This is a genomic window from Burkholderia sp. E168m22, from assembly GCF_001319805.1.
Classification (GTDB): Bacteria; Pseudomonadota; Gammaproteobacteria; order Burkholderiales; family Burkholderiaceae; genus Burkholderia; species Burkholderia orbicola.
Genome location: NZ_BBSK01000020.1, coordinates 131,504 through 141,446, shown reverse-complemented (window position 1 = coordinate 141,446; position 9,943 = coordinate 131,504). Strand labels below are relative to the sequence as shown.

General features: G+C 67.4%; 12 protein-coding genes. 7 read left to right on the top strand and 5 right to left on the bottom strand.

What is annotated here, in order from left to right; translation table 11 throughout:
• On the top strand, positions 1–325 hold a 325-nt coding region (locus AP428_RS06395), incomplete at its 5' end, for a glycosyltransferase (RefSeq protein ID WP_269434008.1).
• Here the strand turns inward: AP428_RS06395 and AP428_RS06390 are convergent.
• The gene (locus AP428_RS06390) at positions 282–971 is read right to left on the bottom strand and encodes a cephalosporin hydroxylase family protein (protein WP_054927875.1); all 690 of its coding nucleotides are present in this window, start codon (positions 969–971) and stop codon (positions 282–284) included. The two genes, AP428_RS06395 and AP428_RS06390, sit on opposite strands and share 44 nt — an antisense overlap.
• On the opposite strand from AP428_RS06390, the gene AP428_RS06385 reads away from it, so the two are divergent.
• Entirely contained in the window at positions 970–1,962 is a 993-nt protein-coding gene (locus AP428_RS06385) for a phosphotransferase (RefSeq protein ID WP_230463103.1), read from the top strand. The genes AP428_RS06390 and AP428_RS06385 overlap by 2 nt on opposite strands.
• Before the next feature lie 12 nt (positions 1,963–1,974).
• Here AP428_RS06385 and AP428_RS06380 read toward each other — a convergent pair whose 3' ends face one another.
• Positions 1,975–2,553: a polysaccharide deacetylase family protein gene (locus tag AP428_RS06380; protein ID WP_054927873.1), complete on the bottom strand. Its 579-nt coding sequence runs from the start codon at positions 2,551–2,553 to the stop codon at positions 1,975–1,977.
• Positions 2,554–2,569: 16 nt separating this feature from the next.
• Positions 2,570–3,082 carry a hypothetical protein gene (locus tag AP428_RS06375; protein WP_054927881.1) on the bottom strand — a complete coding sequence of 171 codons (513 nt, stop codon included), beginning with the start codon at positions 3,080–3,082 and terminating at the stop codon, positions 2,570–2,572.
• 337 nt (positions 3,083–3,419) lie between these two features.
• Here AP428_RS06375 and AP428_RS06370 point away from each other — a divergent pair, with 337 nt between their 5' ends.
• Entirely contained in the window at positions 3,420–3,908 is a 489-nt protein-coding gene (locus AP428_RS06370) for a DUF2501 domain-containing protein (RefSeq protein ID WP_054927872.1), read from the top strand.
• A 148-nt stretch (positions 3,909–4,056) separates the two neighbouring features.
• On the opposite strand, the gene AP428_RS06365 is transcribed toward AP428_RS06370, so the two are convergent.
• Positions 4,057–4,422, bottom strand: a complete 366-nt coding sequence (locus AP428_RS06365; RefSeq protein ID WP_011549733.1) for a hypothetical protein — start codon at positions 4,420–4,422, stop codon at positions 4,057–4,059.
• A 268-nt stretch (positions 4,423–4,690) separates the two neighbouring features.
• Between AP428_RS06365 and AP428_RS06360 the strand changes: the two genes are divergently transcribed.
• The 3 genes from AP428_RS06360 (at position 4,691) to AP428_RS06350 (ending at position 8,147) form a co-directional block, all read left to right on the top strand.
• Positions 4,691–6,127, top strand: coding sequence for an aldehyde dehydrogenase family protein (locus AP428_RS06360; RefSeq protein WP_054927871.1), 1,437 nt, complete (start codon positions 4,691–4,693; stop codon positions 6,125–6,127).
• Positions 6,128–6,252: 125 nt separating this feature from the next.
• Positions 6,253–7,443, top strand: coding sequence for a nitronate monooxygenase family protein (locus tag AP428_RS06355; protein WP_054927870.1), 1,191 nt, complete (start codon positions 6,253–6,255; stop codon positions 7,441–7,443).
• A 65-nt stretch (positions 7,444–7,508) separates the two neighbouring features.
• On the top strand, positions 7,509–8,147 hold the full coding sequence (locus AP428_RS06350) for an OmpW family protein (protein WP_012328582.1): 639 nt from the start codon (positions 7,509–7,511) through the stop codon (positions 8,145–8,147).
• A 76-nt stretch (positions 8,148–8,223) separates the two neighbouring features.
• Here AP428_RS06350 and AP428_RS06345 read toward each other — a convergent pair whose 3' ends face one another.
• On the bottom strand, positions 8,224–8,427 hold the full coding sequence (locus AP428_RS06345; RefSeq protein ID WP_006493160.1) for a DUF1289 domain-containing protein: 204 nt from the start codon (positions 8,425–8,427) through the stop codon (positions 8,224–8,226).
• Positions 8,428–8,846: 419 nt separating this feature from the next.
• Between AP428_RS06345 and AP428_RS06340 the strand changes: the two genes are divergently transcribed.
• Positions 8,847–9,941 carry a polyamine ABC transporter substrate-binding protein gene (locus AP428_RS06340; RefSeq protein WP_034207395.1) on the top strand — a complete coding sequence of 365 codons (1,095 nt, stop codon included), beginning with the start codon at positions 8,847–8,849 and terminating at the stop codon, positions 9,939–9,941.
• The last annotated feature ends 2 nt before the right edge of the window (positions 9,942–9,943 follow it).

Genomic DNA, 9,943 nt, shown 5'->3' with positions numbered 1-9,943 from the left:
GCACGCGTTCGTCAGCCACGGCGGCGCGAATTCGGTGATGGAGTCGCTCGCGTGCGGCGTGCCGATGCTGCTGTCGCCGTTCTGCAACGACCAGTTCCATTCGGCGCATTTCGTCGAGCGGGCCGGCGCGGGCTGCGTGCTCGATCTGCAGCGGGCCGGCGTTACGGACATTACGGATGCGCTCGAACGCCTGTTACGTGCCGGACCGTTGCGCGAGCAGGCGGCACGGATTCGCGACAGCTATGCCGCGTGCGACGGCTCCGCGCACGCCGCCCGCCTGATCAGCGCACTCGCTTCAGGAAGCCGCCTGGCGACAGCGTCATGAGCACGCGGTCCTCGATGTCGTGGTCGATTTCGAAGCGGTCGTCGCGGGCGAGAAATTCACGGGCGGCCGTGGCCGGATTGTTGCCGCGGCCGTACGGCTTGCCTTCGAACATCGACTCGGGCAGGTACTCCATGATGGTGTCCATCACGATCGCGTAGCTGCCGGGCGTCACGAACGGCGCATAGCATTCGAGCTCGCGCAGCACGTGCGCGTGCGTATGCGTGAGATCGAGGATCGTCATCACGCGCGCGCCGTCGTCGATCTGCGCGCGCACCGATGCGAGCGTGTCGGCCGCGCACGATTCGCCTTCGATCAGCACCATGCGATGGGCGAGCCGGTGCGATTGCAGGCGCTGCCGGACCTCGTCGCGCAGGCGCGGTTCGATCGCGACGACGCGGCCCGGGGCGCCGGCCAGCTCGAGCATCGACGCGGTGAACACCACGCCGCCACCCGCCGCGATGCCGGTCTGGACGATGCAGTCGGGGCGCTCGCGCCAGATCAGTTCCTGCAGCGCGAGCATGTCGCCGGGCAGATGGAAGAAGCGCTCGCCGAGCCAGCGGGTCTGGAACAGATGGCCGAATTCGGCGGCGCGCGTCAGCCATTCGATGTTGATGTCCCGCATGCGGGCCGAAGGACGCTCTGACATGGTCAATGCAACGAGTAGGAGTGACGTGAAAACGCTGGAACCGTGGCTTCACCGGTACTGGAACGTCGGACCGGCGCGCCTGCAGGCGCTGGCGTCGGGCCATACTAACAAAACCTATCTCGTCGAGTGCGACGCGGGGCGCGCGGTGCTGCGCGTATCGTGGTCCGGCAAGCGGGTCGGGCAAATGCAGCGCGAGGCGTCGATCCTCGGTCATCTTGGTGACGCGCGCACGGCGCGGCTGCTGCCCGCGCTGCCGCGGCTGCGGCCGACCGTCGATGCGCAAACCGGCGTGCAAGTGCCCGACGGACGCTGGCTGCATCTGTTCGAGCATATCGACGGCCATCCCGGCCTGCCGGACGACCCGCACGCGGGGGCGACCGATGCGATGCGCACGCTCGCGCATCTGCATACGGCGCTGGCCGCGATACCGGCAAGCGAAGCCGCGCCGCTCTCATGGCTGTTGTCCCGTCATGCGCGTGTCGCGGCGCGTGCGATGCCGTTGCTGCCGGGCGATCTGCGCGACGCGTACGACACGGTGCTCCGGCGCATCGGCATGCATCTCGACGCGGCAGCCGCGTGGCTCACGGGGCCGGTGCATTGGCTGCACGGCGACTATCACGCGGGCAACCTGCTGTATGTCGGCAACGCGGTGAACGGCGTGCTGGATTTCGACGATGTGGGGCAGGGAGCGCAATGGCTCGAAGCGGCCTTTGCGTCGTTCGCGCTGTCGCGCGATGCGGGCCGGGATGACGGCTTCGTGTTCGATCGCGGGCGATGGAAGGCCGGTCTGGAGACCTATGCGGCGACGCGGCCGGACGCGGCGCCGGATTGGCTGCGCGACAACGACGACGCGCTGATGACGTTGTTCTGCGCGGACCAGACGCTGATCCATCTCGAAGCGGCGCAGCGGGGCCTATGGATGCCGGGCCCCGGTATCGGATTCCTCGGCGGCTGGCGCCAGTTGCTCGACGGGCAGGCGCCCGCGAGTTAGCCGGCCGTCGCGTCAGCGCTGCCGGTTCAGGAACAGCCGCACGGCCTCGACCGTGTTGGGCCGCGCATCGCCGTGCCGCGATCCGTCGTGCAGGCAGAACAGCACGTCGCGATGCTGTGCCGTGAAGGCGTCGACATGCGCACACATCGCGTCGAACAGCGCGTGAGGTGACGGCGCCGGCCGTTGCCAGTCGTCCAGTATCGCGGTCCAGCCCGTGTGTTCGCGTGGCAGGCGCGCGAGCACGGCGGCGCGATCGTCCCGCGGCATCAACCCGTACGGAAGACGCAGCGGGATCGCGTTCGGTGCGGGAAGGCCGGCGCGGCGGTAGACGTCGCGAATCAGTGCGTCGGTCGTGTCGATCTCGTCGATGAGTGCGGCGTCGGCGAGCGCGCCCGGTTTCGCGTGCGAATAGGTGTGATTGCCGAGCCGGTGGCCGTCGCGCACGATTCTCGTCGCGACGTCGGGTGCGTCCGCCAGGTGCTGGCCGAGCACGAAGAAGGTCGCCGTGCACGAGGCGTCGCGCAGCACGTCGAGCAGCGCAGGCGTCGAGGGGCCGGGGCCGTCGTCGAAACTGAGGTGAATGGAGATCATCGGTTGCTCGGGCCGCTCACTGAACCGGCTCGATGGCCAGCGGGCATCTGCCGACCGGACGCAGCCCGGTGCCGGTCCATTCGTAGAAGAACCGGGCCGCTTTCGCGTTGCCGGCGTCGCAATCGTCGTTGAAGCAGCCGGCCACGATCAGCAGCCTGCTGCCGGCTCGGAAGTCGACGCGCTCGTCGTCGTTGCCCATTACGCCCGAGATGGCCTTCACGCCGGGCATCGTGTACGTCGCGCCCGTGTTCTTGTCGACGATCGCGAAATTTCGGCAATCCGTTCCGCAACCCCAGATCGCGATGCGATAGTGACCGGCAAAATTGGCCGGTTGCGCGAATGCGTCGCGAATGACGGTGCGGTACAGGCGCGCCTCCTTGCTGGTGAGTCGGGGCGCGGCAGCCGGTTTGCGTGGTGTGCGGGCGGCGGCCGGTGCCGGATAGCGGTCGAACGAAGGCGATGCACAGGACGCGGTCGCCGTGGTGGCGGGCGCAGCCTCGGCAGCACCGGCTGCACTGGCGCTGCCCATCAGCGCGGTGGATGCGCCGGCGATCAGCAGAAATCGATGGGCAGGCGCCACGCGAATGTCCTTTCGTATTCGAGGTGAATGTCGAGCCGCAGCAGCCGAACGGCCGGCGACGACGATTCTATGACGCTTCGCGCGAGCTGGCGACACGGCACGGTGGTTGCGCACCTGCCGAGCCGGCGATGCCGTGCGCAACCCTCCGTCAAGCATCGTCAAATCGCCGCGATATATCACGATGCCTGACGTTTCATGCGGTTTCGAAGGCTGTCATGCCCCGCTCGATTGCGTATCCTTGAATGCGATTCGCGGTATTCACGCAGTCACAACCGGGAGGCTTTACATGAATGCACGTCTTTACCGCGCGACCGTTGCCGGCGCGCTGATCGGATTGCTCGCGCCGTTTTCGGTCGCCCATGCGCAACTGGGCGACGTCCTGAAACAGGTCGGTGGTGGCGGCGATTCGGGCGGCAGCGCGGGCGGGGCGCTCGGCAACCTCGGCGGCTTGGGCGGCGCGCTGACGGGCGGCGGCGGCGCGTCGCTGACGCCGGGCAGTACCGGCAACGTCGCGGGCCTGCTGCAGTTCTGCATCCAGAACAACTATCTTGGCGGCGCAACGGGCAGCGGCGCATCGTCGGTGAAGGACGCGCTGCTCGGCAAGCTCGGCGGCACCGCGTCCGCGTCGTCCTACAGCGGCTATACGAGCGGTGCCAGCGGGATTCTCGACGCCGGCAACGGCAGCAAGCTCGACCTGAGCGGCGGCGGCCTGAAGCAGCAGGTGACCAAGCAGATCTGCGACAAGGTGCTGACGCAGGCCAAGTCGCTGCTGTAAGCGCATCGGCACGCATCGCGCGTGCCGGCACCCGGGGGCGGCGCACATGCGCCGTGCCCCATCAATCATTCCGGCCGCGACGTTCGTCACGGCGAAAAGCGCGCCGCGCAGGGCGATGCCGCGATCGCGCCGGCTCGGCCTGCGTGATTCAATCCGCCAGCCGCTTGTCCGCGAGCGCCTTGCAGCAGTCTTCGTACACCCATTGCACGAGTTTGGCCCGATAGTCGAGATCGTCGGTATCGACGATTTCCTCGACCGCGTCGCGCGCCCACGACGCGTCGACGAATCCCGCATGCCGCTTCGCGATGTCCTGCGCGAGCGCCGCGAGCTTGGCGACCGACAGCCAGTCGGCCTGGCGGTGATGGCGGTCGAGCCAGCGGTGCGCGGCTTGCACCTGGAACGCGGCGTCCGGCCATGATTCGTTGAGGTAAAACGCGCCGAGGTTGCCGCAGGTGAGCCAGCAAAGCAGCTCCAGGCGGTCTTGCGAGCCGAGGGTATGGGATGCGTCGGACATGGCAGCGCTCACGAAGTGCGTCGATTCCGGGCGGCGCCGGCCGCAACGGGCCGATGCCGATAATAAAAACATAGCACGATGCGGGCCCGACCGCGCACCCGGGCGGATGCTGACGTGGCGGCGGCCCGACGAATGCCGCGCCGGCCACGCGCGGCGGGCGGCGCAGCAACGGCGTGATGGCGTGCCGGCCCTTTCGAACGGCTGTCATTCGTCACACCAGTCACCGAAACGCTCGCTAGAATGGCGGCTTCCCTGGAGGCGGAAAACGATGAAAATCTACGACCAGTTCTACATCGACGGCGCATGGCGCAAACCGGCCGGCATCGGCACCATCGACGTGATCGATTCGGGCACCGAAACCGTGATCGGCCGGATTCCCGAGGGCGTTGCGTCCGACGCACAGGACGCGATCCGTGCGGCGCGCGCGGCGTTCGATGCGTGGGCGGCCACGCCGGCCGCGACGCGCGCGGGCTACCTGCGCAAGATCGTCGAGCGCCTGCAGGCGCGCAGCGAGGAACTCGCGCAGTCGATCACCGGCGAAGTCGGCATGCCGATCAAGCTGTCGCGCGCGATCCAGGTCGGCGGCCCGATCTACAACTGGAAGGCGTACGCGCAGCTGGCCGAATCGTTCGAATTCGAGGCGCAGGTCGGCAATTCGCTGGTGGTGCGCGAACCGGTCGGCGTCGTCGCGGCGATTACGCCGTGGAACTACCCGCTCAACCAGGTCACGCTGAAGGTCGCGCCGGCGCTCGCGGCCGGCTGCACGGTGGTGCTCAAGCCGTCCGAAGTCGCGCCGCTCAACGCGTTCATGCTCGCCGAAGCGATCCACGAGGCCGGGCTGCCGGCCGGCGTGTTCAACCTCGTGTGCGGGTACGGCCCGGTCGTCGGCGAGGTGTTGGCCACCGATCCGGACGTCGACATGGTGTCGTTCACCGGCTCGACGCGCGCGGGCAAGCGCGTGGCCGAGCTGGCGGCCGCGGGCGTCAAGCGCGTCGCGCTGGAGCTGGGCGGCAAGTCGGCGTCGGTGATCCTCGACGATGCCGATTTCGCGACGGCGGTGAAGGGCACGGTCAATGCGTGTTACCTGAACGCGGGGCAGACCTGCTCCGCGCATACGCGGATGCTGGTGCCGGAGGCCCGCTACGAAGAAGCGCGCGAGCTCGCGAAGGCCGCGGCCGAAGCGTACGGCGCGGGCGACCCGCGGCAGGAGGCGACGCGTCTCGGCGCGCTGGCGTCGGCCGCGCAGCAGCAGCGCGTGCAGGCCTACATCCAGCGCGGCATCGACGAAGGCGCGGAACTCGTGACGGGAGGCACCGGCTTGCCGGAAGGGCTTGCGAAGGGCTTCTTCGTGAAGCCGACCGTGTTCGGCCGGGTCGATCCGAAAGCGACGATCGCGCAGGAAGAGATCTTCGGGCCGGTGCTGTCGATCATCACCTATCGCGATGAAGACGAGGCCGTGCGGATCGCGAACGATTCGCCGTACGGGCTCGGCGGCGCGGTGTGGGCCGGCAGCGACGAACGCGCGCTGCGCGTCGCGCGCCGCATCCGCACCGGGCAGGTCGACATCAACGGCGGCACGTGGAACGGCGCCGCGCCGTTCGGCGGCTTCAAGCAGTCGGGGTACGGCCGCGAGAACGGCGTGTACGGGCTCGACGAGTATCTCGAGTACAAGTCGATGCAGTTGAAGCCGGCCAGGCCGGCCTGAACGCCGCGCGCGGCCCGAACCGGAAAATACGGCACGCTTGCGTGCCGTTTTTTATTGACGGCCGTCAAGGTGCGCGGCGGTGGATCGTCGATCATCGCGGTTCCGATGTTCCGACGAGGTTTCAGATGACCGTACGCACTTCCTTTCCGCCGCTGACGATCCGCGGCCGCACCTTGCTGCCCGTCGTGCAGGGCGGCATGGGCGTCGGCATCTCCGCGCACCGGCTGGCGGGCAGCGTCGCGCGCGAAGGCGCGGTCGGCACGATCGCGAGCATCGACCTGCGCCACCATCATGCGGACCTGCTTGCGCGGTGCCGCGCGCAACCCGATCGCGCGACGCTCGAGGCGGCGAACCTCGACGCGCTCGCGCGCGAGATCCGTCTCGCGAAAACGTACAGCGAAGGGCGCGGGATGATCGCGGTCAACGTGATGAAGGCGGTGAGCGCGCAGGCGGACTACGTGCGGGTCGCGTGCGACGAGGGCGCGGATGCGATCGTGATGGGCGCGGGCCTGCCGCTCGACCTGCCCGACCTCACGCAAGGGCACGACATCGCGCTGATCCCGATCCTGTCGGACAGCCGCGGGATCGCGCTGGTGCTGAAGAAGTGGATGAAGAAGGGGCGCCTGCCCGATGCGATCGTGATCGAGCATCCGGCGCACGCGGGCGGCCACCTCGGCGTCACGCAGATCGACGACATGCACGACGCCCGCTTCGATTTCGCGCGCGTGCTGGACGAAACCGCGCAGGTGATGGCATCGCTCGGCATCGCCCGCGACACGATCCCGCTGATCGTGGCCGGCGGGATCAACAGTCACGACACGGTGCGCGCGGCGTTCGCGGCCGGCGCGAATGGCGTGCAGGTCGGGACGCCGTTCGCGGTGACGGAAGAGGGCGACGCGCATCCGCACTTCAAGCGCGTGCTCGCCGATGCGACGCCCGACGACATCGTCGAATTCGTCAGCGTGACGGGCCTGCCCGCGCGTGCGGTGAAGACGCCGTGGCTCGATCGTTACCTGCGCAACGAGACACGCATTCGCAACAAGCTCGGCGCGTTCAAGCAGCGCTGCCCGACCGCGCTCGAATGCCTGAGCGTATGCGGGCTGCGCGACGGCATCGAGAAGTTCGGCCATTTCTGCATCGACACGCGGCTCGCGGCGGCGCTGCGCGGCGACGTCGCGAACGGGCTGTTCTTCCGCGGCCGCGAAGCATTGCCGTTCGGCCGTGCGATCCGCAGCGTGCGCGATCTGCTCGACCTGCTGCTGACGGGCAATGCGACCGAGCCTGCGGCAAACCGTCCCACGTTTACGCTGGCTTGACCAATATCAAGATGACGAAAAGACCCTACAGGGAGAATGGAAACCATTCTTTGGGGGTCCGTACCATGCATAAAACGATTCGAACTTGTGTCACCGCCGCCGCCGTCGCGGCCGCCATCGCGATGCCGTCGCTGTCGCACGCGGCGTCGCCGGGCGACGGCATCAACCAGGGGGACGTACTGGTCCGGCTGCGCGCGATCAGCATCCAGCCGAACGAGCGCGCGAGCGACACGCTCGGCGCGATCAACACGGGCGTGAACAACGCGATCGTGCCCGAGCTCGACTTCACGTACATGATCCGCGACTACCTCGGCGTCGAGCTGATCCTCGGCACGTCGCGGCATCAGCTGACGTCGAGCCTCGGCAATCTCGGCGGCGTGGGCGTGCTGCCGCCGACGCTCTTGCTGCAGTATCACTTCAACCATGCGGGCAAGGTGCGCCCGTACGTCGGCGCCGGGTTGAACTACACGTACTTCTACAACAACGGGCTCAACGTCGGCGGGGAGGGCGTGTCGATCAACAAGAGCAGTTTCGGCCCCGCGCTGCAGTTCGGCGTGGACGTGCAGTTGACCAAGAAGGTGTTCATGAACGTCGACGTGAAGAAGATCTGGATGAGCACCGATGCGACGCTGGGCGACAAGGGCATCGGCACGCTGCACATCGATCCGCTGATCGTCGGCGTGGGCGTCGGGATGAAGTTCTAGACGCGACGGAACAAGAACAGAGTTGGGGTTGGCGGCATGGCGGTCTGCATGCCGCTTTTTTTTATGGGCGACGGATTTACAGCTTGTCGTACTGGAAGCGCATCGCGGTGCCTTCGCGCGTGATGCGCTCCCACACCGCGCGCTTTTCGTCGTCGCTCAGGAATACCCAGTTCGAGACTTCGGCGGCCGTGCGGCCGCAGCCCTTGCAGACTTCGTCGAAGAGCGTCGAGCACACGCCGATGCAGGGGCTGTCGGGAAGATCGTGAAGATTGGAGGCCATCGGGAGGGTTCGCGCAGTTGAATCGTCAGCCGCCATTTTAATGCATCGCGGCGGCCCGGCCGGACGCTCGCGCCGGCGTACCGTCCCGGCGCGGGATCGGGACAGTGCGGCCGCGCGTCGGGCGCGGTCGCCGGGCGGGCGCACCCGGCACGCGAACGCAGCTTCGCCGCTGTCCGTTTTTCCCGGTGGACAGCAGCCGATTACCCGATAGAATTCCCCCGGAACGCCCCACCGCACGGGCGGCCCGACGGGCCGGCGGCGGGAATCTGTTCCGTTTGCGCGACACCGGCATGATTTTTTTGTGACGGGGCGCGAATGATGGTAGTTTTCGGGGTTTTCGAGGGGTGGCGCGCCAGAATGCGCCGCCATGACGAGGCAGACGGCAGCCGGGCAATGCGTCCGGCCGGAGGGAGAACGGGATGAAAGCAAAGGTAGTGGGCCGGTTCGCAGCGCTCGCGCTGTGCGTGGGTGCGTCGGCGGCAGCGGCGAAGGATACGCAGCTCAATGTCTATAACTGGTCGGACTACATTGCGAAGGACACGATCCCGAACTTCGAGAAGCAGGCGGGTGTCAAGGTCCGCTACGACAACTACGACAGCGACGACACGCTGCAGGCGAAGCTGCTGACGGGCAGCTCGGGCTACGACATCGTCGTGCCGACCAGCAACTACGCGGGCAAGCAGATCGCCGCCGGCATCTTCGCGCCGCTCGACAAGTCGAAGCTGCCGAACCTCAAGTATCTCGATCCGCAACTGATGGCGCTCGTCGCCGGCGCGGACCCGGGCAACAAGTACTCGGTGCCCTGGGCATACGGCACGACCGGCCTCGCGTACAACCTGACGAAGGCGCAGCAGGCGCTCGGCAAGGTGCCGCTCGACAACTGGGACATCCTGTTCAAGCCGGAAAACCTTTCGAAGCTGAAGACCTGCGGCGTGTCGGTGCTCGACGCACCCGACCAGATGTTCGCGGCGGCGCTGCACTACATCGGCAAGGACCCGATGAGCACGAACCCGGCCGACTACAAGGCCGCGATGGACGTGCTGAAGAAGATCCGTCCGTACATCACGCAATTCAACTCGTCGGGCTACATCAACGACCTGGTCGGCGGCGACATCTGCTTCGCGTTCGGCTGGTCGGGCGACGTCGTGATCGCGAAGCATCGCGCGATCGAGGCGAAGAAGCCGTACAAGATCGAGTACTACATTCCGAAGGGCGGCGCGCCGGTGTGGTTCGACGTGATGGCGATCCCGAAGGATGCGAAGAACAAGGAAGCCGCGCTGCAGTGGATCAACTACATCGAGGATCCGAAGGTGCACGCGGCGATCACCAACGCGGTGTACTACCCGAGCGCCAACGCCGAGGCACGCAAGTACGTGCGGCCCGACGTCGCGAATGACCCGGCCGTGTATCCGCCGGCCGACGTCGTGAAGACGCTGTTCCTGCTCAAGCCGCTGCCGCCTGAAATCCAGCGTCTGCAGACGCGTCTGTGGACCGAGCTGAAGTCGGGCCGCTGACG

Coding starts and splice junctions, on each gene's coding strand:
- AP428_RS06370 (WP_054927872.1), top strand. CDS start 3,420: ATGAATGCACGTCTTTACCGCGCGACCGTTGCCGGCGCGCTGATCGGA.
- AP428_RS06345 (WP_006493160.1), bottom strand. CDS start 8,427: ATGGCCTCCAATCTTCACGATCTTCCCGACAGCCCCTGCATCGGCGTG.
- AP428_RS06340 (WP_034207395.1), top strand. CDS start 8,847: ATGAAAGCAAAGGTAGTGGGCCGGTTCGCAGCGCTCGCGCTGTGCGTG.
- AP428_RS06380 (WP_054927873.1), bottom strand. CDS start 2,553: ATGATCTCCATTCACCTCAGTTTCGACGACGGCCCCGGCCCCTCGACG.
- AP428_RS06365 (WP_011549733.1), bottom strand. CDS start 4,422: ATGTCCGACGCATCCCATACCCTCGGCTCGCAAGACCGCCTGGAGCTG.
- AP428_RS06360 (WP_054927871.1), top strand. CDS start 4,691: ATGAAAATCTACGACCAGTTCTACATCGACGGCGCATGGCGCAAACCG.
- AP428_RS06375 (WP_054927881.1), bottom strand. CDS start 3,082: ATGGGCAGCGCCAGTGCAGCCGGTGCTGCCGAGGCTGCGCCCGCCACC.
- AP428_RS06390 (WP_054927875.1), bottom strand. CDS start 971: ATGTCAGAGCGTCCTTCGGCCCGCATGCGGGACATCAACATCGAATGG.
- AP428_RS06350 (WP_012328582.1), top strand. CDS start 7,509: ATGCATAAAACGATTCGAACTTGTGTCACCGCCGCCGCCGTCGCGGCC.
- AP428_RS06385 (WP_230463103.1), top strand. CDS start 970: ATGGTCAATGCAACGAGTAGGAGTGACGTGAAAACGCTGGAACCGTGG.
- AP428_RS06355 (WP_054927870.1), top strand. CDS start 6,253: ATGACCGTACGCACTTCCTTTCCGCCGCTGACGATCCGCGGCCGCACC.